This is a genomic window from Nocardia sp. NPDC051321, from assembly GCF_044455225.1.
Taxonomy (GTDB): Bacteria; Actinomycetota; Actinomycetes; order Mycobacteriales; family Mycobacteriaceae; genus Nocardia.
The window spans coordinates 159038-181677 of record NZ_JBITEM010000018.1 but is presented as its reverse complement, the minus strand read 5'-3'; the positions used below and the strand labels follow the sequence as shown (position 1 = coordinate 181677).

Below are 22640 nucleotides of genomic sequence, written 5' to 3'. Positions count from 1 at the left end.
AGGGCGGTCCGGAAGCAAAATCTCAGCCTGAGCTGGGATTTAAGTGGGCCCTCAGTTCACGGCACTTTGACCAGCTGGATACCAGACACCTAACGCCACTCGAACCCCGAACCACAACCATCGCCGCAGGTCAGCCATGCAATCAACCACTCTGGAATAATCGATTAAAAAAACCGCAGGTCTCTGACCTGCGGTTTAAAACGAGTGGAGGATATGTCACGTTATTCGAACCCACGGCCCTGCACTCGGAGCCACAATGGTCCGCCCGCGAAGCCCCTGACCAGCACAAACCCTCGGTGCCGACCGAGCGACCGAAAGTTCACTTGCTCCACCACAACCGGATAGCTCCACTAACGTTCAGGCTTTCTGCTGCAGCAGAGTCAGGGCACGCCACGCGGCGGGCACGAGTCGCACACGACCATCGGGCGGCAGCACGACTAATGACGACAGCAAAGCCGCGAAGGACGCCTGTCGAATCGGTTCGCGACGAACACAGAACCTTCCGTGCTGCCGGCATCCCCAGATCGGCCACCGACCTAGGGCAGACGCACCCCAGCGCGAGAACCTGGGACCGTATAGATGCTCTGGCCCCGTGACTCCAATTGCTTAGATCGGCAGTAGCTGTTGTCCGACCGCCGATCTCGTGCACACCTCGTGTGCTGCCCCCCTGAAGTCTCCTATCAGCTTTCAAAGATCAGGCGGGAGTCCTTGTGCTCGACGGTCACTTGCCCGTTGTTCGCTTCCTTCGGATGCACGAATGCGTAGACGCCGAGGCACATAACCAATCCCTCGTCGCGATCCGACTTGAGCACGTAGCACCGATAAACCGTGCGCGGAGGCTTCCGCAGGCCGCTGAACTGCGTCATCTCCTCGATCTGCGCCGACCCCGCAATATCAATGGTCAGCGGCTCGTAATTCGTGACCAGTTTCATCCCGACAACACCCTGAAAGGTGACTTCGATGTAATCAGATGCAGAATTCGGAAGGCTGCGTAGCACAAGCTGTGAATGACCACTGGCATATCGCCACAATATGAATGGGCGGTCGAAGGTGACGGGCAGGCCCACGGAGGGCTGCAGCGCGCCCTCATCAGCGTTGGAAGGGATTTTCGACTTCATTTTCTTTCCCGTCTTCGTAACCAAAGAAGAAATGCGTGCGACTCCACGCGTCTGGATGGTCCCGAATGTAGTTCAGCTCCCACGCAGTCACATGCTCACCCATGACGGGATCGCCTAGATCTCTGCCCGTGTCGGCGTGCGCCCTCGCAGCGGCACCGGTCCCGATTCCATCCAAGTTGAAATATATCTGCGTATGCCCGTCGTCTACAAACGCTTTGAACTCCTTGACCCAATCTTTACCACCGGAGGGCCATTCCCTGTAGTACCGCGCCTTGTGCCGCTCGGCAAATTCCAGGAGCGCATAGTGGCTGGTGCCGAAGGAGGACAACCCGAGCGCGATCTTTCCGGCGGATTTTTGGTTGCTTTCCGGTCCGTGATGATTGCGGTCCGTCCACCATTCGATGATGCCTTCTACACCCTCGACGGCCTGCTCGCCAGCCTCTATGGCGCATTCAGGGCATGTGCCGGAGAAGTCGAACTTGTTGATGGGATCGCCGCTGACGTAATCGTAGTCGTTGGCTGATCCACCCGCTACAGGGTCGACTTGCAGGAATCTGCCGAGAATCGGCAGGTAGGTGCGTGCACCCATCTCGATCGCTTGCACTCCGGCGAGGTGTTCGACGGGGAGTTCGTGCTGGCCCAGCCATCCGAAATCCATTCCGCCCGCGGCGGTCGAAGGGATCGGGGTGTCACCGAATGCGCCGGTGGACGGGTCTATGTTCTGCCCGTACGGGTCGTACAGATAGACACGATCGGAGCGTGTGGCGGTGCCGTCCGCGGTGAACAGCACATCACCGTGGATGTTCGGGTAGGCCCAATTGGTCTGCCCGGAAGCTGACGGGGCCGACTGCTGCATACTCGGTGACGGCGCGGTAGCGCGTGCCGAGGGAAGATTGGACGCCGGTGCGATAGACGGCGCCGGTGCACCAGAAGTCGTTGTGATTGCAGGTGTATTGGTTTTCGTCGGTGCAGGAGCTATCGGCGATGTGGTTGCTCTGGACGATGTAGTTGTGGTGGGTTCGGACGTTGCGGTGACGGGTAGCTCGTCTCTAGACGCGACAGGTGCGGCTGCCGGTGTCCGGCTGAGCGAGGTGGAACTCGGGTGCCCGATTGTCGTCGGATTCGACGAGGTTGTTGGCTGCGGTGCTGAGGTCGAGGCGGATGCCGATATGGCCGGCGCGCGCGGGCGGGCGGTCACCGATCCGGGACCAGGCGTGGGTGATACCGCCGTCTTGGTCGGACCTACGCTTGTCGTCGGCGCGCTCCGCGATGCGGTGGTTGGTGGTGATTGCACTGTGGTCGCCGTTGGCGCAACAGCTGAGGTGGGAGCGGTACTGATCGAGGATGGCGCAACAGTTGAGGTGCTAGTCAACGGCTCTGGTGACGTGGTTGTCGCGGCGCGTGCGGTGGGGAATCCTTGTGCTGGTTGGGCATAGGTCTTGGTAAGCAGCACTCCGCCCGGGAGTCCGAGAATCCGCTGCACCATCGCACCTGCGGCATCGAGGATCACGTCCGGTTTGCCGGTGCCGGTGCTGTACCCGTAGCGGGCGGTCCCGTTCTGCTCTGGTTTCCCCGCCCGGGTGACGGTGCGGGTAATCAGCCGGTTCGCAGTGTCATAGCTGTACGAGATCAGGGTTCCGGCAGCATTTTTCGTGGAAGTGTGTCGGTTGGTAGCGTCGTAGCCGAGTTCGTCGCCCCCGACTTTGACCGCGTCGCCATGCGAGTCGTAGGCGAGTGAAAGGTTCGTTGCGCCGGTCGTGGAGAGCAGCCGGTCGGCGTTGTCATAACAGTACGAGGTGACCGCGGGTGCCCCACCGTCGAGAATATCGGTGAACGAGGTGCGATTGGTGTTCATGCCTGCCGACTGCGCCGGCCCACATCCGTTCGCGCCGTCGAATCCGTAGGTCAGCCGATGGTGCGGCATGGTCGCGGCGATCAGCCGACCAACCGTGTCATAGGTATAGGCGTAGGAAGCAACGGGTTTCCCGTCTGCGGTGACCACATCATCGGTGATCCTGTTACCGCGCGACCGAGTCACGGTGTCGGCAACGATGGATTGCGGCGTTTTCCACGTCAACGCGGTCGGCACACCGGCGACATTGCGGTCCAGGGAGTCGAGCCGAGATCCGTTGCCGTATGCCACGTTGGCCAGCTCTCCGGCGCTGGTGTAGCTGGGTGTGGCTATCGTGGCACCGTCGAGCGAAACCGATGTGAGGTGTGAGGCGTCGTCCCAGGTGTAGATAGTTTCGCTGTTCGTGCTTTTGACCGTGACGGTGTTCTTGATCAAACGCCCGGCCTGATCGTAGGTGCTGGCGGAGACCGTTCCGGAGGTGTCGGTGTAGCGGACGGTTTCACCGGCCAAGCCAACGACGGTGGTGATCGATCCGGATTCGTCGGTCACCTTCTGGGTGAGCGGATCTCGACCCGCGGCGTAGTCGTAGGTGACGGTGCGGGCGGGTTTGCTGCCGAACTCGGGGAATGTCTTCTTCACCACTCGGCCACGGGTGTCATAGCTGGTGCAGGCCCAGCCTTCGCCGCCAGCTCGGGTGGCGACGACCCGTCCTGCGTTGTCATACACCGATTCCCCGATGATGCTGGGGCCGTCGGCCGGTTTGGCACTGGTGACGGATTTGGCCATCCCAGCCTGATTGGCTGCTGACGCGTTCGCGTCGCAGGGGTTCGTGCGGGTCTCGTGGTCTCCGTAGTAGACGGTTGTGTTCCGTTTGTCGACGGAGCCGAGGTCGCCGGCCGGCAACGCGCCAGCCAGATGACGCAGGTAGCCGTCGCCGGGTTTTTCGAAACTTTTTCTCGCAGTAAGGTTCAGCCCGCCGGGGTCGGCTGTGGCCGACACAGCGAGTCCGAAGACCGGGTCGATCCCGGCCGTCGAATCCACGAAGCTCGTCGCGCCGTGGCCCGACGGGGCACGTTCGGCGCTGCCTCCGGAGGTGTCGTCGGTAAGTGAGCCGGTCGCTAGCCCGTAGCGGGGGGCCAGATACTGACCGGGGACCGTGACCGGCGTGGACACACCCGGGGGCGTCCACGTGAAATTCAGCGCCCCCGACGTGCCAGAGTGGTTGTAATAGTCGACGCGGACTCGGTGCCGGCTCCCCGCTGTCGCGTTGGTGTATTTGCCAGGGACCGCGATGGAACTCTTGTCGTTCCACGAGTCCACCAGCAACACATCGTCGATCCACAACCGGACTCCGTCGACCACGGTGAACCCAATTCCATACTCGCCCGCGGCCGGGAATTGGATCTCGCCGGTGAATCGGCCCGACCAGCCAACTGTGTTCGCGACCGGCGGGGCGTTCGCCCAGGACCCGGTCAAGGCCCCGTCGGCGCTGCCGACACCGGTGGCCCAAACTTTCGGCGGCCCCGACAGCAAGGGGTTGTCATAGAAGGTTGCCTGCAGCCCTGCCAGGCCCTGGTCGTAATCGGTGTGGCTGTGCGGGATCGACGCTGCGCACGCTGCTGTGGGCGTCTGCCCGGCGAAACACGACGCAGGTGCCGGACCGTATCTATCGATCGGGCGATCTGCATGATCATAGACAGTCGTGGACCGTCGCCCCGCCGCATCGACGGTGGCGAGTGGCAGGTCTTTCTTCGGGTTCCACTCCGCGCGCGTAGTGACACCCATGCCATCCGTCGTGATCAGCGCACGGCCTGCGTCGTCCCAGGTGACCTTGCGGGCGAACCCGATCTGCGGGGTCACCCCCGCTACGAGCACAACCGCCTGTTTGTGTGGGAAGTCGTAGCCGTAGGAGTGTTGCTGGCGGATCGGTAGCTGCAACGACTCCGCTGTCGGGAGCGCCACTTTCGCCACCCGGAACTTCTTTTCCCGCTCCGAATCCGGGTCACCGGGGATGTCGGGGCTGAGGGTGTAGCCGATATCGGTCACAGCTTCGGAGTGCAGCGAGAACGGGGGTTGAGCCGCGACCCAGTCGTTGCCGAGGGGGTTGCGCATCTTCGAGATCGGACCGTGGGGGCCGTCGCGGTCTTCTTCTGGGTCTTGGGTCTCACAGATATCCGGTTTGCCGGGCGTGGGGTTGGGGTGGCAGACCTTCTTCTCCAAGATCCGCAGGTAGGCGAAGTCGGAACGCTCCCCACCCGGGTTCTCGATCCGTTGCAACGTCAGCCGGTCATACCAGAGGCGGGTTTCGGTGCCGTCCCAATAGCGGATCCGGCACAACTTGCCCTGCGGTGCTTTCGTCGCGCCCGTCGGTTTGGCGGCGCCGCCATAACAGCTGTCGCTGTCATCAGTGTTGTAGAACAAGGTGTGCGCACGATCGGAGACCGGATCTTTAATCTGCATCAACCGCGGCGGGGTACCGGAGTAAAAGTATTGCAGCGCAGCGGGTTCCTTACTGTCAAGCACCGATGACACTGCGGCCAGAGTGCCATCGGTGTTGAACAGCGACACCACACCGTTCTCGGTCACCGAGATCCGGCCGTCCGCATCGAACGCCAGCACCCCGGCCTCGTCTGGCGGCGGTGTGTAGCCGCCGGCCGTCCGGCCCCAGGAATGCGCACCGCCCGCGGTGTCGGTCAACACCACCGCCCCATCCAGGAGCTCCGCGCGGGTGTATCTGCTGGCGTGCGCGGTGAGCAGCCAGCCCGGCGGCAGCGGTGAAACATCCTGCGGGAACAGCGAATCGGTCTTGATCAGCTCTGGCCGGGCCGGGTTGGTCCGCACCCACAACTGCATCAACGCCGGATCCAGGCTCCGGTGCGACAACTCCACCTTCACCGGCACACGCTGGTTCTGTTTCAACGAGACCTTGTCGGTCCAGCCCTCCATTCCAAGTTTGATCTGATCGGCGTTCAAGCGGTCGGGGTGGTCATAGATCAGCTTGCCGCCGACCCAGATCTTGGCGCCATCGATGTGCGCCCCGGTGAACTGGAAGTCCCCAGCGTAGTCGGCTTGGAAATAGCCTTCCCACCGGATCACGTACCAGTCCGGCGCCAACGCCGGTGGGCGAGTTCGCGATTCCCACGCCCCCGGGACCACCGACCCGTTCGGGTTCTGCAACAGGTTCGACCAGTTCAGATTCACCTGCGACTCCGAGCGCACCAAGACCGGTGCGTCATCGGGGGTTCCGTTGTGGCGGGAATCGTTGAAATACGACGCCCGCATCCCGTGGCCTTCACCGGTCTGGGAGTTGTACACGAACTTCACCCCGGCTCTGCCACCGACCGCGGAGAACCCGGGGCCCCCGACCTCGGTGTGGGCGTTGCCATTGAACAGGTTCACCTGCACCGGTCCCTGCTGATCGGCCGGCGCCGGGCCCGGGTCACCGATCCGCTGATTCACCATGAAGTGCCCGACCCACCGTGCCGGTGTTGTGGTCACTCCGCCTTTGATCGCGGTGTCGACCGTCCAGGTGTAGCGGCCGCCGTCATGCAGCACGTACTTCGGGATCGTCCACGACGGAGAATCCAGGCAACCTGAATCGATCACACTGCCCGACCGGCCATCCTGACCGGTAGAGACCTTGAAGCAGTACTGCGTCGCATCCCCGGACGGACTCGATACCGGAGTGGCCTGCAACGTCGGAGTGAGAGTCGAGACCACCGCATCATCGACCGGGCCGACCATCGCCGATTCCGGTGGCGCACTGCCGTAATCGACGATCAACCGCACCAGCAGTTGCTTATAGGACAGTTCACTGGTTTCACTGCCGGTCAGCATGAACCAGGCGTTGTTGTCGTTCGCTGCCACCCGACCGGCAATGAAATCGGTCAACGCCTTGGACTGCATCGTCCCGCCATCCCCGAGCGGCCCCGATGCCAACACATCGCCGGTCGCGCCGAAGCCGAGCGGGCTACCCGCTCGGGACACCGTGGACGTGAACGACTTCGATGTCCCGTCGGTGCCGGCGCGCTGGAAGTCCAGCCGTGCCCCAATCACTGGCTTTCCCGCGACCGGCGTGAAGTCGAACCGGAAGGCTGAGCGCCACAGCATGTCCTGGTTATTCGGTCGGGAATTACCCACCGCGATGCCGCATGTCGTCTCGCAACCCGCGCTGCCGTCGGATCGAAAGGCGATCGTCGACGGCTGTGTGCCGAATCCGTAGGTGTAGGTCGGGTCGACCGTGACAGGGAACCGTCGCCCCACATCGGTCAACCACTTCTTGTCCACCGAAATCGTCAACAGCCACGAATCACCCAGGGCTGCAAGGGTGTACGTACCACCCGCCCGCGCCGACGGCTTATCGTCGCGACCAGAGGAATCCCACACCGACACCGGCGGCAACCCCGCCACCACAGCTCCGGATCGGTCCGCTAACACGACGGTGTCGCCCTGCACCCTCGGCGTCAGCTCACCGGTGTTCATCCGGAACACCCACCGCCCGTCGCCGGCCGCGGCCGGCGACTTCACGATCAACGACTCTTTTACTTCGTGCTGCGACACCACGTACGTCAGGTCTGTGCCCGGCAACGCCTCCGCGTAAGACACGGTCGAATCCGTCACCGTACGGTGAGACTTGTTCGCACCCTGGAGCGCAACCGTGACCGCGGTGTTGTTCCGGTTGATCCGCACAAGCGACGAGTCATCACCGGATTCGGCGAAACCCACACTGCCACCGGCAGTTACCGCCGTCGCCCTATTCGAACCCTTATCCTCGACCACCCGAATATCGCCAGGAACCCAACCGCCCCGCGCATCAGGCACACTCACCGGAACCTGGGACAACACCATCGACCGCGTGCGATCGCCATTGGCGTACTCGACCGAACGCTCCGAGCGACCCGACTCCTTCGACGTCTTCGGATCGAACCCCGTATGCGGCCCGCTGGTGCCGACCAGCGGTCCGAAATCACCCGCAGGTGCGAGTGGGGCGTCGAGCGTGGGCCCACTCGTCGGCGAAAGCATCGGCACCTCAAGCGTTTTCGACCCCGGCCCGACGTGCGAAACGATCGTCTGTGTCAGCGTTGCCACCAACACCATAGCCACTACGACCGCACCCACTCGCCACCACCGGGAACGCGTCAGCAGACCACCTTGATGCCGAGAGGGAATGTCTCCCAATGGGATTCGATGCAGTATCCACAGGTGCCCTTGCCGCTCGAGGCGCAACCGTCGCCGCAGCCAGCGAGACCCCTTCGCAACACCGATTGACCACGCGTTTTTCTTCATCGAGAACCCCCCGTGTTCCAATCCCTATGTGCCACTCATCGGACACATAGAAGCCCTGCCATGGCTGTCGCCCGCACAGACTCTGTGACAGGTCGTGCTCGAGATCTGCCAGCTGACCGGCCCTATCGAAATGTTGCCTCGAAATGACCTTGGGACGGTACTCCCCAAAGCTCCCCAGATCGTCGACACCGGAAATTGCGCGAAAGCAGAACAGTCTTGCGGCACAGGGTATTACAATGTTCAATACTCGCGATGCTGCTCAGCGGCGTCACGGTTCCCTCCTCGGGACCCTCCCCACGACCGCTCGACTCCACGCCCGGAAACAACGCCGATTGCTGTGAAACACGACCGCACTCGGACCATGGAGTCGGTCAGGGCATGTTTGGCAACTCGGCCTGAGGACTGCCGGTCAGGCAGTACGGAGTTCGGCTAGATGGGACCGCAGCAGGCGATGGGTCGGCGGGCAACCTGCGCCCGCCTTCGGCCAGCACGCGCGTAGAGCGCTGACATCCGCGCGGCGTTGTCGCGACAGTCGCCGAACCCGTTGGCGGTCGTGCGCTGTTGCCGGCGGGTCACGGTTGATCGGAGCAACAGATCAGATCCGCAGGCAACCCACCGCCGCGGATCGTCCCGCCGGTACGCCGCTCGCTGGCTAGCAGGCCTATTCCTTCCAGTTCACCACCCACAGCACCCACCGACAAGAAGCAAGCAGAGGCCCTGAGTTCACGCCACTTTGACCAGCTGGATGCCAGACACCTAATGCCACTCGAACCTCAACCTGCAACCATCGACGCAGGTCAGCCATGCAATCAACCACTTCGGAATAATCGATTAAAAAAGCCGCGGGTCCCTGACCTGCGGCTTTCAAACGAGTGGAGCTAAGGGGACTCGAACCCCTGACCCCCACACTGCCAGTGTGGTGCGCTACCAGCTGCGCCATAGCCCCGAGTGGGTTGCTTTCAGGTTTCCCTGACTGCCTGAACGAAGTTACACCACGGGTGTGGCGGCGGCCAAATCGCGTTGAATCGGGGGTGGCGGTGTGGGGCCGGCGGTCGTAGACTCGAACGCATGTTCGAAGGAAGCGATCTCTCGGTGCTGGACTTTCAGGCCATGAGCGATGAGGGGCTTATCGATGCCCTTCGGACTGCGCATGGGGCGTCGGCGGCGGCGCAGGCGGCGGAGGTGTTCGCGGTACGGGAGTTGTATCGGCGGCATCGGGCGGTGAGTGCGGAGCCGGGGCCGGGTGGGGTGCGGGCCGGTGAGTTCGCGGCGACGGAGGCTGCGGTGGCGTTGCAGGTCGATGAGGGATCTGCGGCGGCGATGATCGATGTCGGGTTGGCGCTGGAGGATTGGTTGCCGCGCACCCGGGCGGAGTTCGCGGCGGGGCGGATCGACCTGGCGAAGGTGCGGGTGATCGTCGACAACACTCGTGCGGTGGCCAGGGAGGTGCTTGGCGAGTTGGAGCCGAGGTTGCTGGAGACGGCTGAGCGGACCACGGCGGTAAGGCTGCGGCAGGCGGCGCGGCGGTGGGCGGCGCGGCTGGATCCCGTTGGGGCGCAACGGCGGCGGGAACGGCGGGAGGATGACCGGGACGTCCGGATTCGGGCGGTGCAGGACAGCATGGCGGTGTTCGACGGGCTGCTGCCCGCGCCGGGCGCGCAGACGGTGGCTATGCGGCTGCGGGAGATGAGTTTGGCCGTGTGTGCGGCGGACCCGAGGACGATGCCGCAGCGGCGGGCCGACGCGTTGGTAGCGTTGGCGGACGGGTCGGGGCGGTTGCGGTGCGCGTGTGGGCGTGGTGCGCGATGCCCGAAGGGCGAAGTGGCGGGTGATGCGCCGCGGCGGCCGTTGATCCAGATCGGGATTCCGGCGGACACGTTGCTCGGCATCCGGGACGCGCCCGCGTTTCTAGCCGGGTACGGGCCGATCGATGCGGCGCTGGCTCGGATACTCGCGGAACACGCTCGGTTTCAAGTGATTCCGGAACGGCCGGACGACGCAGTCACGCGAGCTCCGCGGCCGGAGCGGGAGGTGCGGGCATTGGACGGGATGTGCCGATTCCCGGGGTGCACGATACCGGCCGCCGAATCCGAACTGGATCAGTCGGGCGACGCGACGGTGCTGTGCGCACGCCACCAACGCTTGAAAACGTTGGCAGACAACAAGAAAGTGCCGTGGGAAACCTGGCAGGCCGACGCGGATCGGTTGCAGTGGACCACGCCTAGCGGCGAGATACACACCACTTCCCGCGAAGGCGCCCGATATCTGTTCCCGCACAAGGACATCGACGTACCGATCAGCACGAACGACGCCGCCCCGGCAATACCGGTGATCGACCTGCCCGACGACATCACCTACCCCTACCGCGGCCACGTCCTAGTCCACCGGCAACTGTGCCGAGTCACTCCGGAGGACGAAATCCCCGATGACGCAACAACTCCCGCGATCAACACCGCGTACTGAACCAGCGGGGCCGACGAGATGCGCGAATCCAACCCGGCCCCCACCGACCAACTGAAACTCGACGCGCGGCGGTCCCGGCCGACTGGGGAAGCAGGACCGCGCCGTCGAAACGGGCCGAGCCGCCGACTGGTGGAGTCGGCGGCTCGGCCCCACGAAACGGCCAGGGATCCGCGGCCCCGCCATCGAATGACGCACCGAATGCTCGACGGTCCGGCTGACTGGGGAAGCCGGATATCCCGCCGAGCGGGCCGAGTCCGCGACACGTTCGTCGGCTCGGCCCCCGAACCAACCGAATGCTCGGCGCCCGCGGTCCCGGGGAACTCCTGGAGTCGGATCGCCCACGTCGAGCGGGCCGGGCCGCGACAGGGTGGTGTGTCGGGCCCGGCCCACCCGAGCTCAGGACTTGACGGCGATCCCGCCGACGATGATCTCCTCGACGAGGGTCAGCTTGTCGCGCACGATCTTGTCAGGACGCCAGTACGACAGCGGCACCAAGCCGGGCTCGACCAATTCGCAGCCGCGGAACAGGCGCAGGATCTCCTCGCGGGTGCGGAATCGTCCGGTGCCGAGGAAGTCGAGGAACGACTTCTCCAGCGCGCGGGATTCGTCGCCGGTATCGAGGAAGTGGGTGATGAACAGGTGACTGCCCGCCGGCACGGCATCCAGGTACCCGTCGACCACGCCCTCTGGATCCTCGTCGTCGTGCAGGTGATGCAGCATGCCGACGAGCATGATGGCGACCGGCCGCGAGAAATCGATCATCTTCTGCACGTCTGGATGGGCGAGCACGGCGGCGGGATCGCGCAGATCGGCGGTGATGACGCGCGTCTGGCCGTTCTCGCCGAGCAGCGCCCGCCCGTGCGCCAGCACGATCGGGTCCTTGTCGACATAGACGACCTTGGAATCCGGCTGCAGCTTTTGCGCGACCTGATGGGTATTTTCCATCGTGGGGAGTCCGGCGCCCAAATCGAGGTACTGCGTCAGTCCCGCTTCGCCTGCCAGATAGCGAACTCCGCGACCGAGCACCGCCCGATTCAGTTTGGCCAGCTCATCGACCTCGGGCATGGTTTCGCGCAGGTGGTCGAGCACGTGTTCGTCGGACGGGTAATAGTCCTTGCCCCCGAGTAGCGCATCGTAAACTCTCGAGATACTCGGCTTCGATACGTCGAACTCGACTGGGGCCGATTCGGAACTCGTCATCGTTCATCCCTTTACGCGCGATACTCGGGCACTTGACCGCTTTTGAAAAGCGTAGCCAGGCTTGTCGATGTCGCGCGGCGCATTTGCTCGATCTGTGTCAAGTCGACATCAGGAGGTGAGCGCGACGACCCAGTCCTCGTTGTTCACGTCGATCTTCGTCTTGCCGTCGAAGACGGCGGGCGTTGCCGCGGAGCCGCCGAGGGCCGCGCCGAGCGCATCGGTGGTGGCGGTCGCGCTGGTGCGGGCCGTGTCGACCTTGGCGCCGGTGGAGATGCACCGCAGCACCGATTCCGGAGCGCCCGCGACCCGGGCCTGGGCGGCGAGCTCGTCATTGCTGAGGTCGGCGCCGCCCTCGCTCGGGCGCTTGGTGGTGAACAGTTCGGTGTGCAACTTCGCGTACACCGGGCCCGAACCGCCCTCTGCGACACACTGATTGGCGGCCACCGCGCGCGACGAGTAGTCCTTGCTGCGCGAGCGGTTGTCGAGGAAGTTCACCAGCCGGTAGCGCACCGTGAGCGTGCCCTCGTCGATCTTCTGCGCGATCTCCTGACCGTAGATGCGCTCCATGTTGCCGCAGCCGGGGCAGATCGGGTCCTCGAAGATGTCGATCGTCTTCGGCGCGCCGGGCCTGCCGAGCAGAATCGAACCGTCCGGCTCCAACGTCACGTGCACACCGGGATCGTGCGCGGCCCCGTACCCGTCGTTGCGCACACTCGCCCCGTCGTGCCCGCCACGGACCACCACGACGACGATCACCGCGATCAACGCGAGGGCAACGGCGCCCAACGCGTACGTGGTCTTGCTGGACATGGGCCGCGGGGTGTAGTTCGAACGCGATTCGCTCACCCCAACACTCTGCCGCAACCGAACCACACCCCCGCCGCCAACCCCCACCCGTTGCGAGACTCCGCACACCTGGTCCAGCCATCACATAGCCGTCGACCGGTCGAGCCCTATGCGAAGGGGTAAGCAGCTGTGTGAAGGCCGCCCCCTCCCCTGTCGTGCAGCGGACTCGGCGAGCTGAGCGTGAATGCGCGGCAGTTACCGCGCGACCGAATCGCGGGCATTCGGTTCGGTGTCGACATCTGCCACCCCGGCATCGCGTCGCTTAGGACCGCCGGTGCCCGACGCCCCAACATCGCCCCGACTCGAACCGCCAACTTCCGGCACCTCAACATCGCCCCGAGCCACGCTGCCGACCCCGGGCGCGGCACGTTCGGCGGTAATGGGCTCGGCGATCGGCGGCACCGGACTGTCGGCAATCGGCGCACCTGCCGCGTCGTTTACCGCGTGATCGACTTCGGGATCGTGCCCCGTCAACTGATAGTCAGCGCCGTCCGCACCACAGATGTGGTCGCATTCCTCCTCCGGCTTCCGCACCGGTTCTTCCCGCTTGCGCAACGGCTCCGGCACCATCGCCCACACGACCGCAGCGACGGCGAGCAGCGCGCCGGTGACCGCGAGCGCGAGACCGTATGACGCCTGCTGCGCCAGGGCGCCCACCGCGACCGGGCCGAGCACGGTGCCGAGGTCGGCCGCCATCTGGAAACCGGCCAGCACCGGGCCGCCGCGGGCGTTCGGGCCGATGATGTCGGCGACCGCGGCCTGCTGGGTCGGGGTGAACATGCCCGCGCCGAGGCCGGCCACGAACGAGGTGGCCAGCAACCATGGCAGCGTGTCGGCGACGCCGAGACCGGCGGTGCCGAGCGCACAGATCAGCGATCCGGCGATCAGGAAGGGTTTGCGTCCCCAGCGATCGGAGTACCGACCGGCCAGGAACAGCACCGCGATATTGCCCGCCGCGAACACGGTCAACGCCACCCCTGCCATGCCAGGCGTCTGGTGCAGCACCTCGACGACGAGCAGCGGAACCAGCGCCATGCGCACGCCGAAGATCGCGGCACCGTTGGCGAAGTTGGACCACAGCACCGCCCGATACTCGGGCCGGGCCCACCCCTCCCGGAACGACATCATCCGCAGGCCGCCAACGGGTTCCGGCGCGGCAAGCTGCGAATTGCGCAGCGCCAGATAGACCGCGACGGTTACCACGAGCAACGCCGCCGCGTAGATCACGAACGGCATCCGCAGGCCGAATCCGGACAGCGCCCCACCGACCAGCGGTCCACTGACCGATCCGATCAGGAAGCCGGTCGACCACAGCCCGGACACCCGGCCGCGCGCGGCGGGCGGCGACATCCGGATCACCAACGCCAGCGACGACACGGTGAACATGGTCGACCCGATCCCGCCGAGCGACCGCAAAACCATCAGCTGCCAATAGCTTTGGGCAAACGCGCTGGCTCCGGTCGACACCGCGACGATCAACAGACCGCCGAGATATACCGACCGCTCCCCCAGCCGCTGCACCAGCCGCCCGCTGACCGGCGCGAACAGCAACCGCATCAGCGCGAACGCACTCACGATCGCCGAGGCCGCCGCGACGCCGACGCCGAAGCTGCGGGCGAACTGCGGCAGCACCGGCGCGACCAGCCCGAACCCGATCGCGATGACGAACGCGCCACCGACAAGCACCCAGATCTCGAAAGGCAGCGGCTCCGCCCGGCCGTTCGACCGTGCCGTGCCGACTGCCTGCGATCTACTCACCGCCTAGCGCCTGTCCCACCACTTCCTCCGCGGCCGCCTGCACCTGCGCGAGGTGCTCGGGACCGTGGAACGACTCCGCGTAGATCTTGTATTTGTCCTCGGTGCCGGACGGCCGGGCGGCGAACCACGCGTTCTCGGTGGTCACCTTGAGCCCGCCGAGCGGCGCGCCGTTGCCCTTCGCCCTGGTGAGCACCGACGTGATGGGCTCACCGGCGATCTCCTTGGTGGTGATCATGTCCGGAGTCAACTTCGCAAGTAGCGCTTTCTGTTCCGTCGTCGCGGCCGCGTCGATCCGCGCGTAGGCGGGACTGCCGTAGCGGCGTTCGAGTTCGACGTAGCGCGCCGACGGGCTCTGGCCGGTGACCGCGGCGATCTCGGCGGCGAGCAGCGCGAGCAGGATGCCGTCCTTGTCGGTGGTCCACACGGTGCCGTCCATCCGCAGGAACGACGCGCCCGCGCTCTCCTCGCCGCCGAAAGCGAGGCTGCCGCTGAACAATCCGGGCACGAAGAACTTGAAGCCGACGGGCACCTCGTGCACGTCGCGGCCGAGCACGCTGACCACCCGATCGATCATCGACGAGGTGACCACCGTCTTGCCGATCTTGGTGAGCGCGTCCCAGCCCATCCGGTTCGCGACGAGGTATTCGATGGCCACCGCGAGGAAGTGGTTCGGGTTCATCAGCCCGCCGTCGGGGGTGACGATGCCGTGCCGGTCGGCGTCCGCGTCGTTGCCGGTGGACAGGTCGTAGTCGTCCTTGATCGCGATCAGCGATGCCATCGCGTAGCGCGAGGACGGGTCCATCCGGATCTTGCCGTCGCTGTCGAGGGTCATGAACCGCCAGGTGGGGTCGACGAACGGGTTGACGACCTCCAACTCGAGGTCGTAGCGCTGGCCGATCTCTTCCCAGTAGTCGACGCTCGCGCCACCCATCGGGTCGGCGCCGAGCCGGATGCCCGCGCCGCGAATCGCGTCCAGGTTCAACACATTCGGCAGGTCGGCGATGTAGTGGTCGAGGTAGTCGTAGCGCTGGACGTTGGTCTCCAGCGCGTGCTGCAGCGTGGTCCGCTTGATCCCGGACAGCCCGCTGCGCAGCAGTTCGTTGGCGCGCGCGGCGATGGCGTCGGTGGCGGTGTTGTCGGCCGGACCGCCGTGCGGCGGGTTGTATTTGAAGCCGCCGTCGCGCGGCGGATTGTGCGACGGGGTGATCACGATGCCGTCGGCCTGATTACGGGTGCCGCCCCGATTGTGGCGCAGCACAGCGTGACTCAGCGCCGGCGTCGGCGTGTACCGGTCGCGGGCGTCGATCATCGCGGTCACGTCGTTGGCGGCGAGCACCTCGAGCGCGGTCACCATGGCGGGCTCGGACAGCGCGTGGGTGTCCCTGGCCAGATATACCGGACCGGTAATCCCGCGCGTCGCACGGTATTCCACGATCGACTGGGTGATCGCGAGGATGTGCGCCTCGTTGAACGCGGTGTCCAAACTGGAGCCGCGATGTCCCGACGTGCCGAAAACCACCTGCTGTGCCGGAACCTCCGGATCCGGAATCCGGCTGTAGTACGCCGTAACCAGATGTGCGATGTCTTCCAGGTCGGTGGGACGCGCGAGTCGCCCTGCTCGATCATGGGCCATGCTCGGGTCTCCCTTCCGTATCGGCTGCGCCCTGCTCGTCATCAGGATCATGGCCACAACCACTGTGTCGTGGACGCGGCGACGAAGACCGCGATCAGGCGGGCCGCGACCGTCACCGGCCGGATCGTCTCGTAGCCGAACCCGCTGAACCTGGTCAGCGCGCCGCGAGAAACCGTACCGGCGGCGGCTGACAGCCGAGTGCCCGCACTTGCGCCGATCAATCCACCGAGCAGCGCCGAACCGACAATGTTAACGGTCGGCGTGCCAACCGGCAGCAGAGCACCGAAACGTACTGGTACGACACGATCTACGCGATGGTGTACAGGCGCGTCGAGCGGCAGGATCATCGGGCGGCTCCCTGCCACAGCTCCAGTGGCGAGAGCGCGACGTTGAGGGTGGTGAACAGTTCGGTGTTCTGCTCGACGAACGCGCGCAACCGGATGGGTTCGTCGACCAGCATCAGCACCAGCGGCTGATGGTCGGCCATGTCCAGGACGCGCGTGGCGTGGATACGGGAGGCCGCACCGTAGCCTTCGATGCCGCGCCACACGCTGGCCCCGGCCAGGCCGGTGTCGCGGGCGCGCCGGATGATCTCCTGGTAAAGGGGCGTGTGCCGCCATTTGTCGTCCTCGTCGAGCAGCACCGTCAGTCGCGCCGCGGGTTGCCACCGTCCTGCTTCTCCCACTGCCTGGCCCCCTTCCGTCGTGCCGTTGCTGTTGACCGCCGAGCGATTTCCGTTATCCCCCCTGCGACGCCACCACCGCTCCCGCGAAAAAGCCGAGCGCGTGGACCGCGGCGCCCGATTCGAGCAGTCTACGAACCTCGCCGAGGCAGGTAGAAAAAGTGGTGAAGCCGTCGAGCACTCCGATACCGGGAACGGGCCGCAGCAGTCTCTGGGCTACCCACATCCCGATGCTCGGAACCATCAGAATCCCGATAGCAAAGCATCCCATGACATTTACCGCGAGCGTCGACCAGGGGACCCGCCCGCGCCGCACGCCGCGGCCGTCGCGGACCGCACGCCGATTCCGCCGCCGCGCGAGATCGCAACGAGCGCCGACGGTTCGATCGACGGGCCATCCTCCACCTGCCAACCTTCCGCGCCGAACGCCACCTGCGCAATGTTATCGGTTGGACCGGTCGGTCCGTTCAGGCGGACCCACTAAGGAAGACACTACGAACAGCGTTGTTCATTGACATCTGGCCGAGTTCCGCGTACGAATGGCCTGAAGGTTTGGCCGAAGTTGCCTCCATCCCCCACTTACTCAGGTCGGAGCAACGATGGCGGCACAACGGGCACAACCGAATGCGCACCCGGAGACGGCGGAACCTTGCCGACCGGTGCATCAGCAAACCTCAGGCAGACGGCAGCTAGCCGTCGGCCGGACTCTGCGTCGACTCTCGATCGTGGCACTCGCGACGGCCTCGGCCGGCCTCGGACACCTGGCTCCCGCGGTGGCCGCGCCGATCTATCCGGTGCCCGACGCCGACGGTTTCTACAGCGCGCCACCGGATGTCGCGAACTTCCAGCCGGGCGACGTGATGCGCAGCAGGCCGGTACCCGCGAACGGTTTCCCTGGCGCGACGGCCTGGCAGTTGCTGTATCGGTCGACCAATTCGGCCGACGCGCCGATCGGCGCGGTCACCACGCTGCTGCTGCCGCCGGGCGGCGGGATGAACCGTCCGGTCGTGTCGTATCAGCCGTTCGTCAACTCGCTCGGCATGCGGTGCGCACCCTCGCACAGCCTCTTCGACGGCACCATGCAGGAGGCGCCCGCGCTGAATATGCTGCTGGCCAGGGGCTGGGCGGTCGCGGTTCCCGATCATCTCGGACCGACCAGCGCCTACGGTGCCGCGCGCCTCGGCGGCAGGCTGACCCTCGACGGCATCCGCGCCGTAAAGCGTTTCGGCCCAGCCGATCTCGGCGGTAGCCCGATCGGCATGGCGGGCTACTCCGGTGGCGGCATGGCCACCGGTTTCGCCGCCGCGCTCGCGCCGGAATACGCACCGGAATTGCCGATCGTCGGCGCGGCACAGGGCGGTGTCCCGATGAACATCGGCAAGCTGGCCCAGGACGTCGGGTTGCAGCGCAGCCCGCTGTTCGGCCTCGGCTTCGCCGCCGCCATCGGACTGGAGCGGGAGTACCCGGCCGAGCTGCAGATGGACCGGATCCTGAACCCGGCCGGTTTCGCACTGCGCGACCAGATCGCCAACGCCTGCACCACCGACATCATCAACGCTGGCGCGAACAAGAGCTTCAGCGATGTCTTCTACGGTGCGATGGACGCCGATCCGACGGTGGTCCGGATCCTGCACGAGAACAGCATCGAGATCTATCCCGGCGTCCCGCGCATCCCGATCTACGAATGGCACGGCGCCAACGACCAGGTGTCCCCGCAGCTGGTCCGTGATGTCCTCGGCCGCTACTGCAGCCAGGGCGTCCGAGTCCAGTTCGACCTGATCCCCGGCGCCGACCACGGCACCGCGATCGCGCCCGGCGCGATCAACGCGTTCAACTACCTCGGCGACCGCTTCGCCGGTGCCCCTGCACCTAGTAACTGCTGAGTCCAACGCACAGCACAGCGCCCGCGTTCATCGTTGAACGCGGGCGCTGTGTGGTTCGAGCAGAACGTCACATTCGAAACCCTAGCGACCACCACAGCGCGAGTTCTGCGAGCGCCGTTCGTGGCCCGTCTCGTGTCCGAGCTGTCGAAGCGCATGCGCCGCAGGCGCGAGTCTCGACAGCTCGGACACGAGACATCCGGGGGCCACGAACACGCCGCGGCCACGCGGCCAACAATTCAGTGCGCGAGCACCGGCTCACCTTCGGACGGCACCGGCACGGTGTTCGGCATCAGCACCGCGGTGATCAAGGCACCGGCGACGAAGATCGCGGTCGCCCACCAGAAGCTGGTGGTGTAGCTCTCCACCGCGGACTGCGCGACGGTCAGCGGATCCGGCGTGCGGGTCGACAGGTAGTCGGTGGCGGCCGAGGCGGCGATGGTGCTGAGCAGCGCCGTGCCGATCGAGCCACCGACCTGCTGGCTGGTGTTGATCATCGCCGAGGCCACACCGGCGTCCTCGTGGTGCACCCCGGAGGTCGCGCCCTGGAACGCGGTCGACATCGCACCACCGAGGCCGAGGCCGAGCAGGATCAGCGCGGGCAGGATGTGCGAGGAGTACCCCGTCTCCAGGCCGATCTGGGTCAGCCAGGCCATACCGGCCGCGGCGATCAGGAAGCCGCCCGACATGACGACCTTCGGGCCGAGCTTCGGCAGCACGAACGAGGGCACGGTGGTGGACGAGACGACCATGGCCGCCACCATCGGCAGGAACGCCAGGCCGGTCTTGATCGGCGAGTAGCCCATGCTCAGCTGCATGTAGTAAGTGAGGAACAGGAAGATCGCGAACATCCCGATGCCCATCACGAACACGGTCAGGAACGATCCACCACGGGTGCGGTCCAGCACGATGCGCAGCGGCAGCAGCGGGTGCTTGACCTTGGTCTCCAGCCAGGCGAACACCGCGATCAGCACCGCGCCGCCGATGAGGAAGCTGAGCGTGACCGGGTTGGTCCAGCTGGTCGACTCGGCGTGCGAGAAGCCGTAAACAATGCCGAACAGCGCCGCGGTCACCACGATGGTGCCGGGGATGTCGAGCTTGGGCCGGTTCGTGGTCACATGCTTGGCCAGCAGCAGCACCGCGCCGATCAGCGCGACGGCGGCGAAGGCCAGGTTGACGAACATCACCCAGCGCCAGTTCGCCCACTCGGTGAGCATGCCGCCGAGCAGCAGGCCGATCGCACCGCCGGCACCCGCGACGGCACCGAAGATGCCGAATGCCTTGGCCCGTTCACCCGGTTCGGTGAATGTCACGGTAAGCAGCGACAAGGCGGCCGGAGCCAGCAGCGCGCCGAACACACCCTGGCCGACGCGGGCCGCGACCAGCATCTCGAAGCTGGTGGCCGCGCCGCCGACCGCGGAGGCGCCCGCGAAGCCGATCAGGCCGATGATGAAGGTATTGCGGCGGCCGAAGAGGTCACTGAGCCTGCCGCCGAGCAGCAGCAAGCTGCCGAATGCGAGCGCGTAACCGGTGACCACCCACTGTCGATCGCCATCGCTGAAGCCGAGGTCGCGCTGGGCGGCGGGCAGGGCGATGTTCACGACGGTCGCGTCGAGCACGACCATGAGCTGTGCGACGCCGAGGACGGCGAGCACCCACCAACGCAGGGCGTGCGAGCCGCGACGGCCCTGATCCGTTTCAGCGGGGGCGGGTGCCCCACGGTCGAACGTGGTAGTCATGTGTCCCCTTTGTCTCAAGTATTGATGCGGAGTCGACGCCTCCGGTTACTGTAAGAAGCTACCACCATAACGGAGAGAACGCCTCCGCTTAATCCCGATACTTGATAGGATGTGGGTGTGAATCACGCCACGGCCCTCTCTCCACCCCGGCGCCTGCGTGCCGATGCCGCCCGAAACCAACAGCGGATCATCGCCGCTGCTCGCGAACTCTTCGCCGACCACGGACTCGAGATCACCCTCGATGACGTCGCCGAACGCGCGGGCGTCGGCGTCGGCACCGTCTACCGCCGGTTCGCCAACAAGAAGGAACTGATCACCGAGGTCTTCGAGCAGAGCATCAGCGAATTCGCCGAGGCGGCCGACGCCGCCTTCCGGCACGCGGATCCCTGGTTCGGCCTCGTCGAGTTCTTCGAGTACGCCTGCAGGCACATGGCGAAGAATCGTGGCTTCAGCGAGGTGATGCTCGAACTGGAAGACGACATCGACCGCTTCGTGGTCGTCCGCGACCGGATCAAGCCGACCGTCACCGGCATCGTCGATCGGGCCCGCGAGGCAGGCGTGCTCGCCCCCGGCATCGAGCCCTCCGACTTCTTCGCGCTGATCCACATGGTCGACGGCATCGCCGAGTTCGCCAGGCCGGTCAATCCCGACGTCTGGCAGCGCTACATGGCAATCGTGCTCAACGGCGTGCGGGCCGAGGGCACCCCGCCGCAGCAGTTGCTGGTGCCGCCGCTCAACGACACCGAGGTCGAGCAGGCAAAAGGCGCGTGCCAGGGACGTAGAAGGTAACAACTGCGTTATTGGTCGGCCATATCACACGCCGATCCCCTACAGTTGGTCACATGACCAACTCGTGGGTGAACTGGGCTGGCGATCAGCAGTGCGCGCCGGCCACCATCGCCTCCCCCCGCACCGCCGATGAGGTCGCCGAGATCCTCGGCCGGGCCGGCGATGCCGGACAGATCGTGCGCGTCGCGGGCGCGGGACATTCCTTCACCGACACCGTCCTGACCGACGGCGTATTGCTGAACCTGGCGAACCTCAACCGCGTCCTCGACGTCGACACCGATACCGGACGCGTTCGAGTCGAGGCGGGCATCACCCTCAACGCCGCGAGCAACGCGTTGCACGAGCACGGCCTCGCTTTCCCCAACCTGGGCGACATCGACGTGCAGACGGTGGCGGGCGCCACCGCCACGGCCACCCACGGCACCGGATCCACTCTGCAAAATCTTTCGGCCGCACTGCATTCCATCGAATTGCTGCTCGCCGACGGCAGCCGGGTCGAGTTGAACGCGCAGACCGATCCGGAGGGCTGGCGGGCGGCCAGGGTCAGCGTCGGCGCGCTCGGCGTGATCACCGCCGTGACGCTGCAGTTGGTGCCCTCGTTCGTGCTCGAGGGCATCGAGCGCCCGCTCGCCGTGGACGACATCCTCGCCGACCTGGATTCCTACATCGACGACAACCAGCACTTCGAGTTCTACATGTTCGGGCACAGCCCCCTGGCGATGACCAAGCGCAACAATCCCGTCGAGTTGCCCGAGCAGCCGCGCGGCAAGGCCGTCGACTGGTTCACCGACATCCTGATGTCGAACTACACCTTCGACGCGCTGTGCAAGCTCGGCCGCTGGCAGCCGCGGCTGGTGCCGTTCATCCAGCGCGGCGCCGCCTACGCGGGCAGTTACCGCCGCCAGGTCGACCGCTCCTACCGGGTCTTCGCGTCCCCGCGCCTGCTCCGCTTCACCGAGATGGAATACGCGATCCCACGCGAGCATTCCGCGACGGCGATCCGCGAAATCAAGGACCTCTCCACGAAATTCCATACGGCGATGCCGATCGAGGTTCGCTGGGTCGCCCCCGACGACGCGTTCCTGTCCCCCGCCACCGGCCGCGACACCTGCTACATCGCCGTGCACCAGTACCGGGGCATGGCGTACGAGCCGTACTTCCGCGCCTGCGAGGCCGTGTTCGACAAGTACAACGGCCGCCCGCACTGGGGCAAACGCCACTTCCAGACCGCGGACACCTTGCGCGAGCGCTACCCCGACTGGGACCGCTTCGCCGAGGTGCGGCGCCGGTTCGATCCGAAGGGTCGTTTCAGCAACGCCTACCTGAACCGGGTTCTCGGGCCGGTCGACTGAACACACGCACGCTTCTTGATGTCCCGCACCAAGATTCGCATG

The 22640-nt window shown here is 65.6% G+C and carries 13 protein-coding genes, 1 tRNA gene and 1 pseudogene; 4 read left to right on the top strand and 11 right to left on the bottom strand.

Features of this window, described 5'->3' with window-relative positions; all coding sequences use genetic code 11:
• Positions 1-680: 680 nt before the first annotated feature.
• The 3 genes from ACIA8C_RS36745 to ACIA8C_RS36735 form a co-directional block, all read right to left on the bottom strand.
• Positions 681-1118 (bottom strand): hypothetical protein, encoded by a 438-nt coding sequence (locus ACIA8C_RS36745; protein WP_397142917.1) that lies wholly within the window; start codon positions 1116-1118, stop codon positions 681-683.
• Positions 1090-7992, bottom strand: a complete 6903-nt coding sequence (locus ACIA8C_RS36740) for a PA14 domain-containing protein (RefSeq protein ID WP_397142915.1) — start codon at positions 7990-7992, stop codon at positions 1090-1092. Before ACIA8C_RS36740 ends, ACIA8C_RS36745 begins: the two co-directional genes overlap by 29 nt.
• Positions 7993-9129: 1137 nt before the next feature.
• Positions 9130-9202: transfer RNA gene (locus ACIA8C_RS36735), tRNA-Ala, on the bottom strand.
• Between the two features lie 122 nt (positions 9203-9324).
• Between ACIA8C_RS36735 and ACIA8C_RS36730 the strand changes: the two genes are divergently transcribed.
• Positions 9325-10719 (top strand): DUF222 domain-containing protein, encoded by a 1395-nt coding sequence (locus ACIA8C_RS36730; protein WP_397142913.1) that lies wholly within the window; start codon positions 9325-9327, stop codon positions 10717-10719.
• A gap of 396 nt (positions 10720-11115) precedes the next feature.
• Here ACIA8C_RS36730 and ACIA8C_RS36725 read toward each other — a convergent pair whose 3' ends face one another.
• The 7 genes and pseudogenes from ACIA8C_RS36725 to ACIA8C_RS36695 all read right to left on the bottom strand — a co-directional run bounded on the left by ACIA8C_RS36725 (position 11116) and on the right by ACIA8C_RS36695 (position 17109).
• Positions 11116-11919 (bottom strand): SAM-dependent methyltransferase, encoded by an 804-nt coding sequence (locus tag ACIA8C_RS36725; RefSeq protein WP_397142911.1) that lies wholly within the window; start codon positions 11917-11919, stop codon positions 11116-11118.
• Between the two features lie 108 nt (positions 11920-12027).
• Positions 12028-12765: a DsbA family protein gene (locus ACIA8C_RS36720; RefSeq protein ID WP_397142909.1), complete on the bottom strand. Its 738-nt coding sequence runs from the start codon at positions 12763-12765 to the stop codon at positions 12028-12030.
• Positions 12766-13251: 486 nt separating this feature from the next.
• Positions 13252-14523 (bottom strand): annotated as a pseudogene (locus tag ACIA8C_RS36715) (MFS transporter); the annotation flags it as partial.
• Positions 14516-16156 carry a phosphoglucomutase (alpha-D-glucose-1,6-bisphosphate-dependent) gene (pgm, locus tag ACIA8C_RS36710; protein ID WP_396993011.1) on the bottom strand — a complete coding sequence of 547 codons (1641 nt, stop codon included), beginning with the start codon at positions 16154-16156 and terminating at the stop codon, positions 14516-14518. The gene pgm and the pseudogene ACIA8C_RS36715, both read right to left, overlap by 8 nt.
• Positions 16157-16203: 47 nt before the next feature.
• On the bottom strand, positions 16204-16503 hold the full coding sequence (locus ACIA8C_RS36705) for a fluoride efflux transporter CrcB (RefSeq protein ID WP_397142907.1): 300 nt from the start codon (positions 16501-16503) through the stop codon (positions 16204-16206).
• Positions 16500-16841, bottom strand: a complete 342-nt coding sequence (locus ACIA8C_RS36700; RefSeq protein WP_397142905.1) for a DUF190 domain-containing protein — start codon at positions 16839-16841, stop codon at positions 16500-16502. Before ACIA8C_RS36700 ends, ACIA8C_RS36705 begins: the two co-directional genes overlap by 4 nt.
• 52 nt (positions 16842-16893) lie before the next feature.
• A complete protein-coding gene (locus ACIA8C_RS36695; RefSeq protein WP_397142903.1) occupies positions 16894-17109 on the bottom strand; it encodes a CrcB family protein in 216 nt (71 codons plus the stop codon).
• A 436-nt stretch (positions 17110-17545) separates the two neighbouring features.
• On the opposite strand from ACIA8C_RS36695, the gene ACIA8C_RS36690 reads away from it, so the two are divergent.
• Positions 17546-18721, top strand: a complete 1176-nt coding sequence (locus ACIA8C_RS36690) for a lipase family protein (protein ID WP_397142945.1) — start codon at positions 17546-17548, stop codon at positions 18719-18721.
• A 236-nt stretch (positions 18722-18957) separates the two neighbouring features.
• On the opposite strand, the gene ACIA8C_RS36685 is transcribed toward ACIA8C_RS36690, so the two are convergent.
• Positions 18958-20457, bottom strand: a complete 1500-nt coding sequence (locus ACIA8C_RS36685) for an MFS transporter (RefSeq protein WP_397142902.1) — start codon at positions 20455-20457, stop codon at positions 18958-18960.
• A 117-nt stretch (positions 20458-20574) separates the two neighbouring features.
• On the opposite strand from ACIA8C_RS36685, the gene ACIA8C_RS36680 reads away from it, so the two are divergent.
• Together ACIA8C_RS36680 and ACIA8C_RS36675 are read left to right on the top strand one after the other, a co-directional pair.
• Positions 20575-21246, top strand: coding sequence for a TetR/AcrR family transcriptional regulator (locus tag ACIA8C_RS36680; protein ID WP_397142900.1), 672 nt, complete (start codon positions 20575-20577; stop codon positions 21244-21246).
• Between the two features lie 53 nt (positions 21247-21299).
• Positions 21300-22598: a D-arabinono-1,4-lactone oxidase gene (locus ACIA8C_RS36675; protein ID WP_397142898.1), complete on the top strand. Its 1299-nt coding sequence runs from the start codon at positions 21300-21302 to the stop codon at positions 22596-22598.
• Positions 22599-22640: the final 42 nt, after the last annotated feature.